The organism is Roseomonas rosulenta (assembly GCF_016106005.1).
In the GTDB taxonomy this organism is placed as follows: Bacteria; Pseudomonadota; Alphaproteobacteria; order Acetobacterales; family Acetobacteraceae; genus Neoroseomonas; species Neoroseomonas rosulenta.
This window is the reverse complement of sequence record NZ_JACADR010000066.1, coordinates 1-19641: the sequence shown is the minus strand read 5'-3', so window position 1 is coordinate 19641 and position 19641 is coordinate 1. Positions and strand designations below refer to the sequence as shown.

The 19641-nt window shown below is 70.1% G+C and carries 18 protein-coding genes; 11 read left to right on the top strand and 7 right to left on the bottom strand.

What is annotated here, in order from left to right:
- Nucleotides 1-105 precede the first annotated feature (105 nt).
- The 4 genes from HW578_RS10725 (at nt 106) to HW578_RS10710 (ending at nt 4310) form a co-directional block, all read left to right on the top strand.
- Nucleotides 106-1146 carry a TRAP transporter substrate-binding protein gene (locus HW578_RS10725; protein WP_198370552.1) on the top strand — a complete coding sequence of 347 codons (1041 nt, stop codon included), beginning with the start codon at nt 106-108 and terminating at the stop codon, nt 1144-1146.
- Complete coding sequence (locus HW578_RS10720) at nt 1143-1631, top strand: TRAP transporter small permease (protein ID WP_198370551.1); 489 nt, start codon at nt 1143-1145, stop codon at nt 1629-1631. The genes HW578_RS10725 and HW578_RS10720 overlap by 4 nt, the downstream gene beginning before the upstream one ends.
- Nucleotides 1628-2944: a TRAP transporter large permease gene (locus HW578_RS10715; RefSeq protein ID WP_198370550.1), complete on the top strand. Its 1317-nt coding sequence runs from the start codon at nt 1628-1630 to the stop codon at nt 2942-2944. The genes HW578_RS10720 and HW578_RS10715 overlap by 4 nt, the downstream gene beginning before the upstream one ends.
- A 151-nt stretch (nt 2945-3095) precedes the next feature.
- On the top strand, nt 3096-4310 hold the full coding sequence (locus HW578_RS10710) for an MFS transporter (protein ID WP_198370549.1): 1215 nt from the start codon (nt 3096-3098) through the stop codon (nt 4308-4310).
- Here HW578_RS10710 and HW578_RS10705 read toward each other — a convergent pair whose 3' ends face one another.
- Nucleotides 4311-5246 (bottom strand): TAXI family TRAP transporter solute-binding subunit, encoded by a 936-nt coding sequence (locus tag HW578_RS10705; RefSeq protein ID WP_198370548.1) that lies wholly within the window; start codon nt 5244-5246, stop codon nt 4311-4313.
- Nucleotides 5247-5433: 187 nt separating this feature from the next.
- Between HW578_RS10705 and HW578_RS10700 the strand changes: the two genes are divergently transcribed.
- The gene (locus tag HW578_RS10700; protein ID WP_198370547.1) at nt 5434-6885 is read left to right on the top strand and encodes a M81 family metallopeptidase; all 1452 of its coding nucleotides are present in this window, start codon (nt 5434-5436) and stop codon (nt 6883-6885) included.
- Nucleotides 6886-6951: 66 nt separating this feature from the next.
- Entirely contained in the window at nt 6952-7194 is a 243-nt protein-coding gene (locus HW578_RS10695) for a DUF3297 family protein (protein WP_198370546.1), read from the top strand.
- Nucleotides 7195-7297: 103 nt separating this feature from the next.
- Here HW578_RS10695 and HW578_RS10690 read toward each other — a convergent pair whose 3' ends face one another.
- Together HW578_RS10690 and HW578_RS10685 are read right to left on the bottom strand one after the other, a co-directional pair.
- Entirely contained in the window at nt 7298-7591 is a 294-nt protein-coding gene (locus tag HW578_RS10690) for a hypothetical protein (protein WP_198370545.1), read from the bottom strand.
- A 920-nt stretch (nt 7592-8511) separates the two neighbouring features.
- Nucleotides 8512-9705: an aminotransferase gene (locus HW578_RS10685; RefSeq protein ID WP_198370544.1), complete on the bottom strand. Its 1194-nt coding sequence runs from the start codon at nt 9703-9705 to the stop codon at nt 8512-8514.
- A 316-nt stretch (nt 9706-10021) separates the two neighbouring features.
- Between HW578_RS10685 and HW578_RS10680 the strand changes: the two genes are divergently transcribed.
- From HW578_RS10680 to HW578_RS10670, 3 genes are all read left to right on the top strand, one after another.
- The gene (locus HW578_RS10680; protein ID WP_198370543.1) at nt 10022-10360 is read left to right on the top strand and encodes a P-II family nitrogen regulator; all 339 of its coding nucleotides are present in this window, start codon (nt 10022-10024) and stop codon (nt 10358-10360) included.
- Nucleotides 10361-10567: 207 nt separating this feature from the next.
- A complete protein-coding gene (gene glnA, locus HW578_RS10675) occupies nt 10568-12007 on the top strand; it encodes a type I glutamate--ammonia ligase (RefSeq protein WP_198370542.1) in 1440 nt (479 codons plus the stop codon).
- 167 nt (nt 12008-12174) lie between these two features.
- The gene (locus HW578_RS10670) at nt 12175-12705 is read left to right on the top strand and encodes a DUF6973 domain-containing protein (protein ID WP_198370541.1); all 531 of its coding nucleotides are present in this window, start codon (nt 12175-12177) and stop codon (nt 12703-12705) included.
- A gap of 55 nt (nt 12706-12760) precedes the next feature.
- Here HW578_RS10670 and HW578_RS10665 read toward each other — a convergent pair whose 3' ends face one another.
- Nucleotides 12761-13915, bottom strand: a complete 1155-nt coding sequence (locus HW578_RS10665; RefSeq protein WP_198370540.1) for an aminotransferase class V-fold PLP-dependent enzyme — start codon at nt 13913-13915, stop codon at nt 12761-12763.
- A 379-nt stretch (nt 13916-14294) separates the two neighbouring features.
- Here HW578_RS10665 and HW578_RS10660 point away from each other — a divergent pair, with 379 nt between their 5' ends.
- On the top strand, nt 14295-14669 hold the full coding sequence (locus HW578_RS10660; RefSeq protein ID WP_198370539.1) for a helix-turn-helix domain-containing protein: 375 nt from the start codon (nt 14295-14297) through the stop codon (nt 14667-14669).
- A 99-nt stretch (nt 14670-14768) separates the two neighbouring features.
- On the opposite strand, the gene HW578_RS10655 is transcribed toward HW578_RS10660, so the two are convergent.
- Nucleotides 14769-15488 carry a winged helix-turn-helix transcriptional regulator gene (locus tag HW578_RS10655; RefSeq protein WP_198370538.1) on the bottom strand — a complete coding sequence of 240 codons (720 nt, stop codon included), beginning with the start codon at nt 15486-15488 and terminating at the stop codon, nt 14769-14771.
- A gap of 114 nt (nt 15489-15602) precedes the next feature.
- On the opposite strand from HW578_RS10655, the gene HW578_RS10650 reads away from it, so the two are divergent.
- Nucleotides 15603-16742: an acyl-CoA dehydrogenase family protein gene (locus HW578_RS10650; RefSeq protein WP_198370537.1), complete on the top strand. Its 1140-nt coding sequence runs from the start codon at nt 15603-15605 to the stop codon at nt 16740-16742.
- Nucleotides 16743-16967: 225 nt separating this feature from the next.
- Here the strand turns inward: HW578_RS10650 and parE are convergent, their stop codons facing one another.
- On the bottom strand, nt 16968-18962 hold the full coding sequence (gene parE, locus HW578_RS10645; protein ID WP_198370536.1) for a DNA topoisomerase IV subunit B: 1995 nt from the start codon (nt 18960-18962) through the stop codon (nt 16968-16970).
- Nucleotides 18963-19315: 353 nt separating this feature from the next.
- Nucleotides 19316-19641: SH3 domain-containing protein (locus tag HW578_RS10640; RefSeq protein WP_198370535.1), on the bottom strand; the 326-nt coding region annotated here is incomplete at its 5' end.

Below are 19641 nucleotides of genomic sequence, written 5' to 3'. Positions count from 1 at the left end.
GCCGGGCCCGGCGGGCCACCCGCGCGTGAGAAAGCCTCTTCCCCTGCCAAGCGATTCCGCGACACGCTTTGCTTCCGCAAAGATGCGGATGTGCAGGGGGCTTCCATGGTGAAGAGGCGAGACGTGCTGGCGCTGGCCGGCGCCGGGGTGGCCCTGCCGGGCCTGGTGCGCGCACAGGGTGCGCCGCAATTCACCTTCCGGCTGCATTCCTTCTCCTCGCCGACCGCGCTCGACCACACCATGCACCTCGATCGCTGGGCGGAACGCATCGCCACGGCGTCGGGCGGGCGCATCAAGGTCGAAGTCTATCCCGCCATGCAGCTCGGCGGGCAGCCGCGCGACCTTGTGCAGCAGCTCGAGGACGGCGTGGTCGACCTGATCTGGACCGTGCCGGGCTTCACCCCCGGCCGCTTCATGGGCGTGGAAGGGCTCGAGCTGCCCTTCATGAACACCGGGCTTTCGGCCACCGAGAGCCCGGCGGCCTTCAACTTCGTGCAGAAGCACCTGGCGGACAACGAGTTCCGCGGCATCAAGATCATCGCCATCAACGCCACCGACCGCGCGCTGGTGCACACCACGCGCAAGCCGATCCGCACGCTGGAGGACTGGCGCGGCCTGCGCATCCGCGTCGCCGGGCGCTGGATCGGCGAGGCGGTGACCGCACTCGGCGCCACGCCGGTCGGCATCGCCCTGCCCGGCGTCTACGAGGCCCTGGCGCGCGGCCAGGTGGACGGGATGATGATCAACTGGGCGATCACCCAGCCCTTCCGCTTCTACGAGGTGGCGAAGTTCCACAGCCAGCCTGGGGGGGGGATCTTCCAGGGCATGATCCTGACGCTGATGAGTCAGCGCTCCTACAACCGCCTGCCCGCCGACCTGAAGGCGGTGATCGATGCCGATTCCGGCGCGCCGCTCTCTGCCCGGCTCGGCGAGATCTGGGACAGCCAGACCGGCCCCGCGGTCGAGGCGACCCGCACCGCGCCGGGCAACGAGATCATCGACATCCCCGATGCCGAGAAGGCGCGCTGGCGCACCGCGGTGCAGCCCGTCTACGACGCCTGGATCGCCGAGATGAACCGGCGCGGGCGCAACGGCCGCGCCATGTTCGACGACATCCAGGCGATCGCCGCCTCCGCGCGGTCGTGACCGGGCTGCGCGGGGTCCTCACCGCCATAGCGCAGGCGGGCGCGCTTCTGGGCGGCGTGCTGCTGCTGGTGGCGGTGGGCGTGACCTGCGCCTCGGTCGCGCGCGGCGCCTTCGGTCGGCCGATCCTGGGCGATTCCGAGATGGTGGAGATGTCGCTCGGCGTGGCTGTCGCGCTGTACCTGCCCTGGGCGGAGATACGCGGCAGCCACGTGATCGTCGATGTCTTCACCGCGCGGCTGCCCGCGCGCGGCATCGCCTGGCTGGATGCGGCGATGCGCGCCTGCGTCGCGCTGGTCGCGACCGTGCTGGCGGTGCAGATCACCGACGGCGCCTTCCGGCAATGGGACCGGGAACGCGCGACCATGTTCCTCGAGCTGCCCTACTGGTGGGGCTACGCCGGCGCCGCCCTCGGGCTCGCGCTGTGGACCGTGACGGCCGCCTTCGTCGCGGTGGAACGCTTCCAGGACGCGCGGCGGCCGGCATGAGCGGATTCGAGATCGGCCTGTCGATGTTCGCGGCCGTGCTTGTGCTGATCGCGCTGCGCATGCCGGTCGGTGTGGCCATGCTGCTGGTGGGGGGCCTCGGCTATGCGGCCATCACCGGCTGGATGCCGCTGCTGGCCACGCTGCGCAGCATGTCCTTCAGCAAGTTCTCCTCCTACACGTTGTCGGTCATCCCGCTGTTCCTGCTGATGGGGGATTTCGCCACCAAGGGCGGGCTGAACCGCGCGCTGTTCGGCGCCGCGCGGGCTTGGCTCGGGCATCGGCGCGGCGGGCTCGGGCTTGCCACCATCGGCGGCTGCGCGGCCTTTGGCGCCATCTGCGGGTCATCCCTGGCCACGGCCGCCACCATGAGCCAGGTGGCGCTGCCCGAGATGCGCCGGCATGGCTATTCGCCCGCACTCGCCACCGGCACGCTGGCGGCGGGGGGAACGCTCGGCATCCTGATCCCGCCCTCGGTCATCCTGGTGATCTACGCGATCTACACGGAACAAAGCATCGGCGTGCTGTTCATCGCCGCCGTCATCCCCGGCGTGCTCGCGACGCTGTGCTACATGGCGGTGGTCAACATCTATGCGCGCCTGGTGCCGGGTGCGGCGCCGCCGGCCGAGCGCATCCCGTGGTCGGCGCGCTGGAAGCCGACGCTGGAAGTCTGGCCGGTCATCCTGGTCTTCGCGCTGGTCGTCACCGGCATGTATGCCGGCTGGTTCAGCGCCACCGAAGGCGCGGCCGTGGGCGCGGCCGCGACCGGCGTGCTGGCGGTGACGCTGGGGGGCATGCGCTGGCAGGGGCTGAAGGAAAGCCTGCTGTCCACGGCCGAGACCACCGGGCTGATCTTCATCATGCTGCTGGGTGCGGAACTGTTCAGCGCGGCGCTCGCGCTGTCGCGCGTGCCAGCGGAACTCTCCTCGGTGATCGCGGGGCTGGACGTGCCGCCGCTCGCGATCCTGTTCGCCATCCTGCTGATCTACTTCATCCTCGGCTGCTTCATGGAAAGCATGGCGATGGTGCTGCTGACGCTGCCCATCTTCATCCCGCTGATGCTCGCGCTCGACTTCGGGCTGAACCCGACGCAGGTGCTGGTGTGGTTCGGCATCCTGGTGCTGGTGAGCGTGGAGGTGGGCATGATCTCGCCACCCTTCGGGCTGAACCTGTTCGTCATCAACGCCATGGCGAAGGACGTGCCGATGGGGCAGACCTATCGTGGGGTGATGGGGTTCGTGGCGTCCGACGTGGTGCGCATCGTGGTGCTGGTGTTCCTCCCCGCGCTGTCGCTGTGGCTGCCGGGCCTCTGGTGATTCGGGTCACAGGGCATCGCAGTCGCGCCGTGAGGGCAGCGAAAAACGCCTGATCCATGCGATCGGCCCGGGTAGGATGCGTGGCCGCTGCGTCGCGCGTCGCGGCGCGCGCGCCCCTGGATCCGGGGCATCGGATTGCGGGAGACGCGTCATGCGCCTGTCGAAGGACCTCGCTGCCCATCCATCCTACAGATGGGTCATCGTCGCGTCCGCGGCGACGATGCTCGCCGTGGTCATGGGACAGATGGTCAATGGCCTGTCCGTCTTCTTCATCCCGCTGGAGCAGGAATTCGGCTGGGCGCGCGGATCGATCGCGCTGATCAACACGGCCGGCCTGGTCGGCATCGCGATCGGCGGCATCGTCATGGGGTCGGTCGCGGACCGCACGCCGATCCGCGTCATCTGCCTGGTCGCCGCCGTCGCCGTCGGCCTCTGCGTGGGCGCGGCGGCCTGGGCGGATAGGCTGTGGCAGTTCCACCTGCTGTTCTTCCTGGCCGGCGCCTTCGGCGCCGGGGCCTTGTTCGCGCCGGTCATCGCGCTCGTCGGGAACTGGTTCCGCGCGGGCGCGGGGTTGGCCATCGGCATCGCCTCGGCCGGCCAGGCGGTCGGACAGGGCGGCGTGCCGCTCGGCGCCGCCCATCTCATCGAGGTCTTCGGCTGGCGCGGCGCCTTCCTGGCCGAAGGGCTGATCTCGCTCGCCATCCTGATACCGCTGGCGCTCCTGATGACGGAACCGCCCGCGGCCGCGAACCGCGCCATGGCGGCGCGGGCCGAGCCGGCACCGCCGCTGCCGCCGGGTGTCGTCGTGGTCACGCTCAGCGCCGCCATCCTGTTCTGCTGCACCTGCATGTCCGTGCCGCTGATGCATCTCGTGCCCCTCATCCAGGGCCTGTGCATCTCCGCCCCGGATGCCGGCGGGGTGCTGTTCGCGATGCTGATCGCGGCGATCGCCGGACGCGTTGCCTTCGGCAAGCTGGCCGACATGATCGGTCCGATACCGGCCTACCTGACGGCGTCGCTGTGGCAGACCGTCGGTGTCTTCGCGTTCACGCAGATCGACGCGCTGACGCACTTCTATGCCTTCGCGGTGATCTACGGCTTCGGCTATGCGGGGGTGATGACGGCGCTGCTGATCACCGCGCGCGTGCTGACGCCGGCGTCCCGGCGCGCCACGCTGATGGGCGTGATCCTCGCCTTCGGCTGGCTGGGCCATGGGCTCGGCGGCTACCAGGGCGGCCTGTTCTTCGACCTGACGGGCGCCTACACGGTCAGCTTTGCCAATGCCGCGCTGGCCGGCGTGATCAACCTCGCGATCGTCGGTTCGCTGCTGGTCCGGGTGCGGCGCAGCAGCGCGGCGCTCGCGTGATCACCCGGCGCGCACGCTGATCCCGCGCTCGGCGTAGTAGCGCGCCGCGCCGGGGTGGAAGGGCAGCACGCTGTTGGCGGGCGCGTTCTGCGCGCGCGTCCCCGCCGCGCTGGTGTGGATCTCGGCGCGCGGGTCGCCGGCGGACAGCGCCGCACGCGTCACGCGATAGGCGGCGTCGTCCGGCAGACCCGCATTGGCGACCACGAAGTTCCACGCCGCGAAGGACAGGATCGGCGCCGCCTGGCCGGCATAGGTGCCGGGCGGGATGGTCGTGTCGGCGAGGTAGGGCAGGCGCGCGCGCACCGCCGCCACCAGCGGCGCATCGAGCCCGAAGACGACCACATCCGCCTGCTGCTGCGCCGCCACCAATGACGGGATCGGCACGATCGCGCCCTGCCACAGCGCGTCCATTCCCCCGCTGACCAGCAGGCGCGTCATCTCGGCGGGATCGCCCGAGACGATGGTCGCCTCCATCCCCGCCGCGCCCAGGGCGGCGCGCAGGAAGGTCTCGGCCGGCCCGCGCGCCGGCCCTGCGCCGATGCGCTTACCCGCGAGATCCGCGAAGCGCGCGATGCCCGAGGCGCGCAACACGCCCACCTGGAACGACGTCTCGTACATCGGGAACAGCGCGCGCACGCGCCCATGCACGCGCCCGCCGGCGGCCGGCGTGCCCGCCACCGCATCGGCGGCGGAGCCCAGGAAGGCGGTGCCGAGCGCGCCCGGGTCGTCCTCGACCTTCGCCAGGTTCTCGAGCGATCCGGCGCTGCGTTCGACCGTGACGGCCACGCCCTGCGTCGCGAGGAAGGCGGCGAGGCCCTCCCCGTACGGCAGGAAGGCGCTGCCCGCCCCGGCGGTGAACAGCCGCAGCGGGGCCTGCGCGGCCACGGGCAGGGGCGCGAGGGCGAAAGGCGCGGCAAGCAGGGGGCGTCGGCGCATGGGGTGTCTCCGGGTCCGGCGGGCATCGTGGCACGACCGGGCCAGGCCGCGCAGCGCCGTATCGGCCCGGGGCAACGCAATCGCGCCGTCGCGCCCCTGGCGCCGGGGCCGCGGGGCGCACGACCAGCGCCTCGTCGCGTCTGCCGTTGCGGTTCCCCGCCATGCCGCGCTGCCCTAACATGCACGCATGCCTCACATCGCCGTTGCCCGCCTCTGGTTCGAAGGCAACTCCTTCACGCCGGTTCCCACGCCGCGCAGCGCCTTCGAATCGCGCGAATGGGGCAGCGGGGCGGCGCACCTGGCGCGCTACGCAGGCACAGCGACGGAACTCGGCGCGCTTGCCGCCTTCCTGGCGGCGCGGCCTGGCTGGCAGGCCACCATCATGCCCTGCATCGCCGCCCAGCCGGGCGGGCCCATGGCGGATGACGCGCTGCGCGCCTGGCGGAGCGAGGTCGAGGCGGGGCTCAAGGCGCAGCGCTTCGATGGCGTCTATCTCTCGCTGCACGGTGCCTGCGTGAGCGAGAGCGACCCGGAGGCCGACGCCACCACCATTGCCCGCATCCGCGGCATCCTCGGGCGCGAGGTGCCCATCACCGCGTCCTTCGACTTCCACGCCAACATGGCGCCGGAGATCGCGGAATGGCTCGACGGCGCCTCGGCCTATCGCACCTATCCGCACATCGACATGGATGCAGCGGCGGCGCGCGCACTGGCACTCCTGGAACGCGCGCTGTCCGGCGCACGGCGCGCCCAAGGCCACATCGCCAAGCGCGCGATGGTGCTGCACAGCTTCCACATGCGCCACGAGGCCGGTCCGATGGCCGAGGTCTGGGCGCAGGCCGCGGCGGCGGAGCGCGCGCCGATCCTCGATGCCAGCATCTTCGGAGGCTTCGCCTGGGGCGACAGCCCGCATGCCGGCCCCTCGGCGATGATCTGGGCGGAGGATGCCGGCGCGGCGCGCGACCTCGCGGAACACCTGGCGGACGAGATCGCCGTGCGCCACGCGCGCTTCGCCGTGACGCTGCCCGACCCGGCCACCGCGCTGCGCCAGGCGCTGGACGCACCGCCTGGCCTGGTCGCGCTGCTGGACCCGGCGGACAATCCCCTGTCCGGCGGCATCGCCGATACGCCCGGGATGCTGCGCACGCTGGTCGAGGCACGGCTCGGTGTCCCGGCGGTCTTCGCCTTCCTGCACGACCCGGCGAGCGTGGCGGCGGCCCAGGAGGCCGGGATCGGCGCCACGCTGACCCGCCACCTCGGCGCCACCATCACCGAGGCCTTCGGGCGCCCCGTGATCACCGATGTCGTGGTCGAACGCCTGACGGACGGACGCTTCGTGAACGAGGGGCCGATGGAGCGCGGCGCACCGGTCGATCTGGGGCCGACCTGCGTACTGCGCGCGGGCAGCCTTGGAATCATCTGCACCACGCGGAAGGAGGCCGCGGTTGATCCCGCCTTCTTCGCGCTGCACGGGATCGACCTCGCGGCCACGCGGTTGCTGGCGAACAAGGCCAAGAACCATTTCCGCGCCGCCTTCGCAGGCCGCTGCGCCGCGATCGTGGAATGCGACGCGCCAGGGCCGGCGGCGCTCGACCTGGCGGGGCTGCCCTTCCGACACGTGCCCGCGGGCTGGCGCTGACGCCCCATTGGCATGAGCCGCGGCGTGGCGTAGCGCTGGGGCTTCTTCCAGCAGAGACTTCAGCCCATGTCAGACACCCTGCCCGACCGCCTCTCCACCGACCCCGACAGCCCCTTCTTCAACGAGGAACTGCTCCGCCGCGGCGTCGGCATCCGCTTCCGCGGCCAGGAGAAGACGAATGTCGAGGAATACTGCGTCTCGGAAGGCTGGGTGCGGGTGAGCATGGGCAAGGCGGTGGACCGCCGCGGCAAGCCGCTGACCATGAAGTTGACCGGCACGGTCGAGCCCTATCTGCGCGCACCGGGCTGACAACCGGACGCAGGAAGGGCCGGACACCCCCGTATCCGGCCCTTCGATGGTCGCAGGAGACACTGCTGCCGTCGGTCGCCGCCCCTCAGGCGACCCGGCCGCCTCACATATCCTGCGACTTGTAGATGCTGAAGCCGCCGAGCAGCGAGGTCAGCGCGCCGCAGGCGACCAGATAGAGGCTGGCGGTGTGACCCTCCACCGGGGGCATCCCGCCGGGCAGTTGGAACATTGCGGCGGTGTCGCCATAGGCGAGCCACGCGCCCGACACGATCGCGCCGAAGCCGATCAGCATGGCGACGATGCCGAGCCCCACGGCGAGTCGCCCGTCGAGCGACCAGTTCGAGTCGCCATAGACATCCCGGACGCGTTGACGATCGACGATTCTCGTATCCGACATTTTGTGGATCCCCATTGCAATCACCGGACGTCAGCAAACCACATGGTTGTGGTGTTTGCAATCTATTAATTGTTCTCATTTTTTGGATATTTTATGTCCGGCCCGTCATCTTGTAGGTAAGAATGATCCGAACCCCCCACATATCGAATGCTGTCTGTTTCATCGTTTTTCCCAGAAAATAAGACGCCTGAAACGCCTCGCTTCCGACGTGCAGGGGCGATGCATCCGATCCGCCGCGGCTGAGCAAGGACAGCCAGGACGCGTGGCGGCCCCGCGCGGCAGCCCCATTGAAGCGAGCGAACATGGCAGGTCCGCTACCGCTGGGCGGCCACGCCGCGGCGGGCACCTTCAGCCCGAGATCGTCCGCGACGGGTATTCGCCAAACCTGTCCCGCTCGGCGGCAACGAAGCGACCGAGGTGCCGGAAGCCGTGCGACAGCGCCGCCTTCCCGCAACCGGGCGCGGCGGACATCCGCCGGAATGGTGCGCGCACCACGCCACCGCGGTGCAACCGCCAGTCGGCAGGACGGGCGAGCGGACATGGTGCGTGGTCGCGAGCCTCCGCACAGCGGCCGCCACATCCGTCGGTCCCATGGCGCGGGTCGGCGCCGCGGGCGCGACCGGCGGCCTGGTCCATCACGGCGAACCCGGGCGAAGTGTACAGTCCTGCGCGGGTCCGGCAGGCATCCAAGATGAAGTCCTGCCGGACCTGGCAGGGTTGGCCGCGCCGCGGCGTCGGGCGGCCCATGCGCGACGGCAGCCTGCCCGCGTCTCGTCGGGCGGCCATGCGCATGGGACCGCGCCATCCATCACCGTCGGGGTGGGTGGGGTCGCCCAGGATCGAGGCACGGACCGCGCCGCGTCCGGCTGCGGGCCCGGCAACAACCGGATGGCCGCGCGTTCCGGATCCGGCGGCGCGCGCTACCCGTTCGCGGCGCGTGCGCCCGCCCCGCGCGAGGCGAGCCAGGCCTCCATCCGGGCTAGCGCCGCATCCAGCAGCGCATCGCCCTTGCAGAAGGCGAAGCGCGCATAGTGGTTGGGCGCGTCCTCGCTCGCGTAGAAGGCGGTGACGGGAATGGCGGTCACCTTCGCCTCCTCGGTCAGCGTGCGGCAGAAGGCGACGTCGTCGCCGTTCCAGCCGAGCGGGCGGACATCGGTCGTGATGAAGTAGGTGCCCTGGGTCGGCAGCACGCCGAAGCCGAGCCGCGCCAGCCCCTGCGAGAGCCTGTCGCGCTTCTGCTGCAGGTGGGCCGACAGCCCCTCGAAATAGGCATCGTCCTTGACCAGGCCGACCGCGACGCCGCGCTGCAGGTTGGGGGGCGTGGTGAAGGTCAGGTTCTGGTGCGCCTTGGCGACATTGGGCGCGAGCGAGCGGTCGCAGGTGACGTAGCCCACCTTCCAGCCGGTCAGGCTGAAGGTCTTGCCGGCGGACCCGATGCGCATGCAGCGCTGCCGCATGCCCGGCAGCGTCATCAGCGGGATGTGCTTCCAGCCGTCGAAGGTCAGGTGCTCGTAGACCTCGTCGCAGATCGCGTAGCAGTCGTGGCGCTGGATCAGTTCCGCGATGAAGGCGAGCTCCGCGGCGGTGAACACCTTGCCGGTCGGGTTCATCGGCGTGTTGAACAGGATCGCCTTGGTCTTGGGACCGAAGGCGGCGGCCAGTTCGGCGCGCGGCAATTCCCATTTCGGCGGGCTCAGCCGCACCAGCTTGGGCACCGCGCCGAGCAGCTTCACCACCGGCAGGTAGGTGTCATAGAGCGGCTCGATCAGCACGCATTCGTCGCCGGGGTTGAGCACCGCCATCAGGCAGGCGGTGATCGCCTCGGTCGCGCCCGAGGTCACCACCACCTCGGCATTCGCGTCGGCCTCGATGCCATAGAAGCGACGGTTGTGCGCGGCCACCGCCTCGCGCAGTTCCGGCACGCCGGTCATGGGCGGGTACTGGTTGCGGCCATCCAGCAGCGCATCGGCGGCGGCGCGCACCACGTCGGGCGGGCCGTCGTAATCGGGGAAGCCCTGGCCGAGGTTGATCGCCTGGTGCTGGTTCGCCAGCGCCGACATGACCGTGAAGATCGTGGTGCCGGTGGCGGAGAGGAGAGCGTTCTGCGGCTGCATCGGCCGTGCTGATGTCCTGGATCTGCGGGCTTTGCGTCTTATGGGACCGGTTCCGCGGGCCGGCAACCGGGGGCGCAGTCTTCGCCCATCATTTGTGCAACACGCCCGCGAAATCGGCAGCCACCATCCTGGCCCATCGATTTTCCCGCGCCCCCTCCGATTGCTGGTCCGGCATGGCGCGTGCAATACCGCCCCCGCGGCGCGGCGGTGAGCCTGCGCCGCGGACTGGGTCACACGGGCAACAACGGACCGGGCAGCAGAACCGGGAGGAAAGGGCCAAGCGCCGCAAGGCGTCGCGGCCGCTGGACAGGAGCCGATGAAGAAGATCGAGGCCATCATCAAGCCCTTCAAGCTCGACGAGGTGAAGGACGCGCTGCACGAGATCGGCCTGCAGGGCCTGACCGTGATCGAGGCCAAGGGATTCGGCCGGCAGAAGGGGCACACGGAACTCTACCGCGGCGCCGAATACGTCGTGGACTTCCTGCCCAAGGTGAAGATCGAGGTGATCTGCGGCGACGACATGCTCGACCGCGCCGTGGAAGCCATCCAGGCGGCGGCGCGCACCGGGCGCATCGGCGACGGCAAGATCTTCGTGTCGGATGTCTCGGAGGTGATCCGCATCCGCACCGGCGAGCGCGGCGAGGACGCCGTCTAGCCACCATCAGGTTTCGCCGCCCCCTCCCTCGGCGAGGGGCGGCGCGCGGCCCGGACGCGGCGCCCCTGCGGCGCCTGCCAGGCCACCAGGCGGAATGGGGTGCAGGCCACCCCGCGCTGCCAGCCGGGCCGTTCCGCGGGGCACCGAAGCCCGCGGGACGCGTGACAGTTTCGGGGTTTTCGCAGTCAGGGAACAGGACCGCACATCATGGCCAAGAAGCCCGCCGCCGCCGGCGGAAACGCCGCCGTCTCCAAGGTGATGGAGATGATCAAGGAGCACAGCGTCGAGTACGTGGACTTCCGCTTCACGGACCCGCGCGGCAAGTGGCAGCACACCGCCCAGCACGTCTCGACCATCGATGCCGACATCTTCGAGGACGGCATCATGTTCGACGGTTCGTCGATCGCCGGCTGGAAGGCGATCAACGAGTCCGACATGATCCTGATGCCGGATGCCACCACCGCGGTGATGGATCCCTTCTCGGCCAAGCCGCAGATGATCCTGTTCTGCGACATCTACGAGCCCTCGACCGGCCAGCGCTACAACCGCGACCCGCGCGGCACGGCGAAGAAGGCCGAGGAATACCTGAAGTCCACGGGCCTGGGCGACATCGCCTATTTCGGCCCCGAGGCCGAGTTCTTCGTGTTCGACAGCGTGAAGTTCGGCACCGGCGGCACCTACGGCATCTATGAGCTCGACAGCATCGAGGGGCCGAAGGCGTCGCTGAAGGACTACCCCGAGGGCAACATGGGCCACCGCCCGGTGGTCAAGGGCGGCTACTTCCCGGTCCCGCCGGTCGACAGCGAGCAGGATCTCCGCGCCGAGATGCTGAGCACCATGGGTGAGATGGGCCTGCCGATCGAGAAGCACCACCACGAGGTGGCGCAGTCCCAGCATGAGCTCGGCACCAAGTTCGGCCCGCTCGTGCAGCAGGCCGACTTCATGCAGATCTACAAGTACTGCGTGCACAACGTCGCGCACAGCTACGGCAAGACCGCGACCTTCATGCCGAAGCCGGTCTACGGCGACAACGGCTCGGGCATGCACGTGCACCAGTCGATCTGGAAGGCCGGCAAGCCGATGTTCGCGGGCAACGGCTACGCGGACCTGAGCGAGATGGCGCTGTACTACATCGGCGGCATCATCAAGCACGCCAAGGCGCTCAACGCCTTCACCAACCCCTCGACCAACTCCTACAAGCGCCTGATCCCGGGCTTCGAGGCGCCGGTGCTGCTGGCCTATTCGGCCCGCAACCGCTCGGCGTCGTGCCGCATCCCGTATGCGACCTCCCCGAAGGCCAAGCGCGTCGAGGTCCGCTTCCCCGACCCGACCGCGAACCCCTACCTGTCCTTCGCCGCCATGCTCATGGCCGGCCTCGATGGCATCAAGAACAAGATCCATCCGGGCGACGCCATGGACAAGGACCTGTACGACCTGCCGCCCGAGGAGCTGAAGGGCATTCCGACGGTGTGCGGCTCGCTGCGCGAGGCCCTGCAGTCCCTCGCCGCCGACCACGACTTCCTGCTGGCCGGCGACGTGTTCAGCAAGGACCAGATCGAGAGCTACATCGAGCTGAAGTGGACCGAGGTCTACAAGTTCGAGCACACCCCGCACCCGGTCGAGTTCGAAATGTACTACTCGGTCTGATCCTCCGCAGGATCCGACGTCCCGAAGGGGCCCCGCGCAGCGCGCGGGGCCCTTTTTCGTTGGGCTGTGACCTGGGTCGCACTCCGGCGGCGCAGGCTGAAGCAGTTCGTTTCCGGCCGGCCGTGCGCGGCATAGAAGGCGTCCCACTGAACCCAGGAGCCGCCCCGATGTCCTTCATGGAAGACCTCGTCACCCTCGCGAACCGTGCCCTCGCCACGCAAGGCAGCAATGTCGCGGAGGCGGCGGTCATCATCACCAAGGCGACGTCGCTGCCCAAGCTGCTGGCCGCGAAGGAGGAGGCGACGCGCTGGTCGCTCGCGGTCTCCTACGCCTTCACCGGCGACATGGAGGCGTCGGAAGCGGACCAGGTGGCGCGTGCCTCCCGCAATGACGGGCCGGCGGATGCGCTGCGCCACTGCTACCTCTCGGCGATGCTGGCGCGCGACATCGGCTATTCCGACGCGCTCGAGGTTCTCATCGCGCATGAGATGAACGCCGCCTGGGGCAGCCCGTCCTCCCAGATGGACCTGCACAACAACGCGGTCGGACTCGAGATCGGGGTGCGGCTGAAATCCGCCTCCGACAACGACCTCAAGGATGCGGTGATGGGCGCCTTCCTGCAGGGGCGGCTGCGCGTGCTCGACAAGGCCAACGGCAACAAGCCGGTGCCCACGCATTCCCTGACCTTCGGGCGCTGAGGCGGGCCTCCGCGGCGCGCGGCCAGCGCGCCGCCCCGGCGCCTGCACGGCGCGTTCAGGCCGCCTGGCGCACCACCTGCGCGAAGGACGCGACGAAGCGCTCCACGTCCTCCTCGTCGTTGTAGACGTGCGGGCTGATGCGCAGCCGGCCGAGCCGCGGCGCGGCGTAAGCGCCCAGCCTGGCGAGCTGATCCGCCAGGCCCGCCGGCATGCCGCCGCGGAAGGAGACGCACAGGATGTGCGGCGCGCGCAGGCTGCGCCGGGGCAGCAGCGCGCCCGCGGCCGCCAGCCTTTCCTCCAGCAGCCCGGTCAGCATGGCGCAGCGCTCGGCGATGGCGGCCTGACCCCAGCCGGCCATCATCTCCATGCCGGTCGCGGCCATGTCGAGGCCGATGAAATGGTCGCGTTCCCCCATGTCGAAGCGCCGCGCGGTGGGCGCGTAGTCGAGGTCGGCGAAATAGGGCACGCGCTCGGACGAAACGGACTTCCGACCGAAGGGCGTCTGTTCGAGCGGCACGCCGTCCTGGCGGCGCCTCGCCACGTACAGGAAGGCACGGCCATAGGGGCCGAGCACCCATTTGTAGGTCGGGAAGATCAGGAAATCCGGGTCGATCGCCTTCACGTCGATCGGCATGACGCCCGCGCCATGCGTCGCATCGACCAGCAGCGCCGCACCCTTCGCGCGCAGCAGCGGCGCGATGCGCAACAGGTCGATCACCCCGCCATCCGACCAGTGCACGTTGGAGATGGAGGCGAGCGAGACCGGCGCGCCGGGCCGCGCGATCGCCTCCGCCACGGCCGCGGTCCAGTCGCCGTCGGCGGGGCGCTGCACGGCATCGACGGTGAATCCCTGCGAGGCCGCGCGCGCCATCCATTCCAGCACCGGGGAGGAATGGTCGTCCTGCAGCACGAGCACGCGCGTGCCGGCGGGCGGGGCGAAGATCTTGCCCGCGGTCGCGACGCCGTAGGAGACGGAGGAGATCAGCGCGACATCCTCCGCCGCCGCACCGATCAGTGCGGCGGCCGCCGCGCGACAGCGTTCGTGCTGGAAGGCGCCGAGACCGGGATCGAGGTCCCAGGGCCGGCCCTTGCGCGCAACGCCCGCGCGCCCCGCCTCCTGCACGGCAAGCGGCAGCGGCGACCAGGCAGCGGCGTTGAGGTAGGCGACCTCGCGCGGGATGTCGAAGAGATGGCGCTGGGAGGGGAGCATCGGGCGATCCTTCGCGATGACCCACAAAGGCTAGTGCAGCGTCCCTTCAAGTGGAACCTCGCGGCGCACGGCCGGCGCGGCCGAGCCGTCCGGCTCGCGCGTCACCCACGCGGTTAATCGGCCGATTTCAGGAATGGCGAGCCTTGAGGGACTTGGCACGCGAGGCTGCGACCACCGTCCAGCGCGAAGTGAATATGCGTCAAGTCGACCTTACAGAAAACGTCAGACGAAACTGACACCCCTGGTCCGAATTTTTACCCTTTGTAAACCAAAACGGGCGCATTGCCGTTGAGCCGGAACGAACGCCGGCTCCAGATGTGGGGGGCTGCTTGGAACGCCGGCAAGGCAGCGAGAAAAGGAAGACAGGATGTCCCAGCAGATGACCACCCCGCATCGGGGTATCGACCAGGACGGCACGGCGGACTCCGATGCGCTCGAATTCGACGGCCAGGTGGGCGCGGCGCTGCATCGCCATCGCCGGCGCCTCGGCCTCACCGCCACCGAGGTGGCGCGCCGCGTCGGGATCTCGCAGCGGCGCATGTCGCGCCTGGAACTTGGGCTCGAGCCGCTGACGCTGCGCCTCGCGATCGGGCTCGGCGCCGTGCTTGGCATGCCGGCGGCCTGGTATCTCGGCCTCGATGCCGCGGCGATGCCCGAGCAGGTCGGCATCAACCTCCAGGGCGTGCACGACGACTGGTCGCAGGCCCCGGCGTCGCGCATCGCGGCGCTGCCGAAGGCGCAGACGCAGCATTGATGCTGCGCGGGCGCTCGCCCCTGCCGAGGCCCCTCCTGCCGGTCGGTCCTCGCCTCGCACCAGCCCGATCGCTCGTCCGTGCGCGGTCGTGGAGCGGATTCAGGCCTCCAGCATCTCCGGCGGGCCGAAGACGAAGCGCTTCTCCCGCGGCCGATCGAACAGGCCGAGCAACGCCTTGGCGCGTTCGGCAGCGTCCGGCGCGCCCTCGAAGGCGATGCCGCGTTGCGCCACGTCATCCGCCAGGCCGACATATCCCATCCAGACCCTCGTGAAGGTCTCGAGGTCGGCGCCGATCGCGACGTCCACAGGATGGCCGGGATCCTTCATGCAGACATCGATATGCGGATGCATGAACACGAGCCACCAGCTGCGCCGCGCCGTGCGCGACGCGGGGATGTTGCTGAAGTCGAAGCGGATGACGAACCGCTGCGCCGGCAGGGTGGAGCGCGCGATCTGGCTGCGAACGCTCACCAGCAGGAAATGCGGGTCGAAATCCTCGGGCTTGAGGATGTTCTGGGTATGGCGCTGGCCCCACAGCCCCAGCGCCGCGATGATCGGGCGGAAATCCTCGCCGGCCGGGGTCAGCGCATAGACGTTCCCCGGTCCGTTCGGCTTGGTGGTGATCGAGATCACACCATGATGCTCGAGGTCGCGCAGCCGCTGCGCGAGCAGCGTCTTGGACATCAGCGGCAGGCGCCGGCGCAAGTCATTGAACTGCGCAGGACCGCAGCAGAGTTCCCGCACGATGAGTGGCGTCCAGCGCTCCGCGAACAGCTCGCAGGTCTTGGCGACAGGACAGAATTGTCCATACCCGGGCATGCCGAACCATCATTCCGCGCCGTTGCGGAATGCAAGTCCATTTTCTGTCCTTGAACGCCCCGTCCGCGTGGCGCCACCGTCCGCGCCATCGCAGCACCGGGACAGGAGGACAGGATGCCGGACGCCGCCATCATCGATCGGCCCAGGACCGACTGGGTCGCGCTGGCCGACCAGGTCGGGCGCGAGATCGCCGCCACCGCCGCGCGCCACGACGAGGAGGAGAGCTTCGTCGAGGAAGGCTTCCGCGCGCTGAAGGCGGCCGGCTTCTTCAAAGCGCTGGTGCCGGCCGAACTCGGCGGCCTCGGTGCCGACTACCGCGACATCTGCAACGCGATCCGCCGCATCGGCACCTGCTGCGGGTCGACCGCACTCGCCTTCTCCATGCATTCGCATCTGGTCGCGGTGCCGGCCTGGCGCTGGCGGCACGAGAAGGCGCCGGTCGAGGGCCTGCTGAAGCGCGTCGCGGCCGAGGGGCTCGTGCTGATCTCGACCGGCGGCAACGACTGGCTGCCGAGCAACGGCCGCGCCGTGAAGGTGGAAGGCGGCTTCCGCGTCACCGCCAAGAAGACCTTCTCCAGCGCCTGCCAGATGGGCGACCTGCTGGTGACCAGCGCGATCCACCACGACGGCGCCGAGGGGCCGGAGGTGCTGCACTTCGCCGTGCCGTTCAAGGCGGAGGGCGTGCGGGTGATCGACACCTGGCGCGTGCTCGGCATGCGCGGCACGGGATCGCACGACGTCTCGCTAGAGGATGTGTTCGTGCCGGATGCCGCCATCGTCGCACGGCGCCCGCCCGGCAAGTGGCATATGCTGTTCCACCACGTCTTCGTGCTCGCCTTCCCGCTGGTCTATTCGGCCTATGTCGGCGTGGCGGAAGGGGCGCGGGACAGGGCGCTGGACATCGCGCGCGCGAAGCCGAAGTCCGCCGCGCTGACCATCGCCGCCGGGCGGCTGGAGAACGCTTTCATGGCGGCGGAGATGGCGCTCGACCGCATGATCGCGATCGCCGAGCACGAGGCGCCCGGCCCGGAACGTACCAACCGCGCCGCCATCGCTCATACGCTCGCGGCACAGGCCGCGATCGAGACCGTGGAGCGCGCCATGGACCTGGTCGGCGGCGCGTCCTTCTACCGCGACCTCGGCCTGGAACGCGCCTTCCGCGACGTGCAGGGCGCCCGCTTCCACCCGCTGCAGGAACTGCCGCAGCTGGAACTCACGGGACGCATGGCGCTGGGGATGGGCATCGACGGGTGAGCGCGCGCGGGAGGGCTCTGCCCTCCCGGACCCTCCCGCTGGGGAGCAACCGCCCCCCAGACCCGGGGTCAGTTGATGGGTGGGTTGGAGGAGGGGCTCGACGGCGGCGCCGACGCGCAGCGTGCATCCGGCCCCTCATCCAAACCACCCATTCAGTTCACGCGGGTCTGGGGGCACGTTTGCCCCCAGCGGGGGGTTCCGGGGGGCTGGCCCCCCGGCGCGCCGTCACGCGTCCAGCGCCTCCGCCGCCACGCTCGCCGCGTTCTCCTGGATGAACTGGAAGCGCAGTTCCGGCCGGCGGCCCATCAGCGCCTCGATCCGTTCGGAGGTGAAGGCGCGGTCCTCCGGCGGCAGGACCACGCGCAGCAGCGTGCGCTTCCTCGGGTCCATGGTGGTCTCCTTGAGCGCCGCCGGCGGCATTTCGCCAAGCCCCTTGAAGCGGCTGACCTCGACCTTCTGGTTCGGCTTGAAGCGCTTCTTGAGCACCCGCTCGCGGTCGGCATCGTCCATCGCATAGACGGACACGCCGCCGGCCTGGAGGCGATAGAGCGGCGGCTGCGCGAGGAAGACGCGCCCCTGCCGCACCAGCTCCGGCAGTTCCTTGTAGAAAAAGGTCATCAGCAGGGCGGCGATATGCGCGCCGTCCACGTCGGCGTCGGTCATGATGACCACGCGGCCGTAGCGCAGCTTCGCGATGTCGAAGCGATCGCCCACGCCGCAGCCCAGCGCCTCGATCAGGTCCTTGAGCTCCTGGTTCTGGCGGAGCTTCTCGGTGGTGGCGCTTGCGACATTCAGGATCTTGCCGCGCAGCGGCAGCACCGCCTGGGTCTCGCGGTCGCGCGCCTGCTTGGCGGAACCGCCGGCGGAATCGCCTTCCACTAGGAACAGCTCGGTGCCGTCGGCACTCTCGCGCGAGCAGTCGGACAGCTTGCCGGGCAGGCGCAGCTTGCGCGTGGCGGTCTTGCGCGGCGTGTCCTTCTCGGCGCGGCGCCGCAGCCGTTCCTCGGCGCGCTCGATCGCGAAGGCGAGCAGGTTGTCCGCGCGCGCCGGATCACCCGCGAGCCAATGGTCGAAATGGTCGCGCAGCGCATTCTCGACCAGGCGCGCCGCCTCCGGGCTGGTCAGCTTGTCCTTGGTCTGGCCCTGGAACTGCGGATCGCGGATGAAGACGGAGAGCATTCCGGCCAGGCCGCCGAACAGGTCTTCGGCGGTGACGCTCGCGGCGCGCTTTTCCTTCTTGAGCTCGCCATAGGCGCGCAGGCCCTTGACCAGCGCGGCGCGAAAGCCCGCCTCGTGCGTGCCGCCCTGCGGCGTGGGGATGGTGTTGGCGTAGGTGTTGAGGAAGCCGTCGCCGCGCTCGACCCAGGTCGCCGCCCATTCGACGCGCCCGGCACCCTCGGCGAATTCGGCATCGCCCGCCCAGGGGGCGGGGACGACGGTCGCCTGGCCTTCGATGGCGGAGGCCAGGAAGTCCTGCAGCCCGCCCGGAAAATGCAGCACCGCCTGCGCCGGCGTCTCGTCCGTGACCAGCGAGGGGTCGCAGGACCAGCGGATCTCGACACCGCGGAACAGGTAGGCCTTGGACCGACACAGCCGGTGCAGCCGCGCCGCCTTGAAGGCCTGCGCACCGAAGATCTCGGGGTCGGGCTGGAAGCGGATGAGCGTGCCGCGGCGGTTCTGCACCGGCCCGGCATTCTTCAGCTTCGTGACCGGCTTGCCGCGCTCGTAGGATTGCGTGAACAGCGTGCGGTCGCGTGCCACCTCGACATCCAGCCGCGCGGCCAGCGCATTCACCACCGAGCTGCCGACGCCATGCAGCCCGCCCGAGGTGTCATAGGCCTTGCCCGAGAACTTGCCGCCCGAATGCAGCGTGGTCAGGATGACCTCGAGCGCGGACAGCTTCGGGAACTTCGGGTGCGGGTCCACCGGGATGCCGCGGCCATTGTCGCGCACGCTGATCCAGTTGCCCGGCTCGAGGCTGACCTCGATGCGGTCGGCGTGCCCGGCCACCGCCTCGTCCATGGCGTTGTCGATGATCTCGGCGGCCAGGTGGTGCAGGGCGTTCTCGTCGGTGCCGCCGATGTACATGCCCGGGCGCCGGCGGACGGGCTCGAGCCCCTCCAGCACCTCGATGTCCTTCGCGGAATAGCCGTCGCCCTGCGCGGCGGCGCCCCCGGGGGCGCCCTTGCGCGCGCCGCCACGGCCGAACAGGTCGTTCATGTCTTGTTCCCCTATGGCCGCCGAGGATAGCCAGGGTGACGCCGGGAAACAACGCGGTGCGCGAGTCGGCGCGGCCGCCCAGGCATGACTGCCCGCCTCTGCCGCAGGACGCCGTCAGACCGATCCAGGCCGACACAATGCGGCCCGAGCCCCTGCCTCGGGCCGGAAGCGCATGGCGCGCAGCCGAGCCGCCGGGGGCGCGCTAGGCGACCGATGTCCGGCCGACATCAGGATTGACCTGTGCCGGCCCGATATCGGCCTTTGGTCCCAGGCGCGACCGCCCCGCCAGCCCTGCGCGTCATGTCGAGGGCGAAAGGCCGGACCCTTGCCCTGTCGGCCCAATGCCGCAAAAACTACGTGGCGATCTCGAATCCGGAGACCGCGGCCTCCCGCGCCAGACCGAGGCTCTCGGCAAAATTGTCGCGCTTGGCGAGGTTGGTGGCCACGAGCTGCCGAACCGGCCCACCCGCGCCTGCCAGGACCGGCGCGGCCCGTTCCGCAACCTGGAAGGCTCCGGAGGGGGCATAGCCGCGCAGCCCGCCCTGCCCTTCCACCAGCGCGAAACCGGATTGCGCCGGGCGCACGCTGACGGCCTGGCCGGCGGCGACGCGGCCGATCTCGGGCGCGCCAGCCTCGGGCCGCAGGCGCAGCGGCACGGTCGCCGCCGCCACCACGCGGC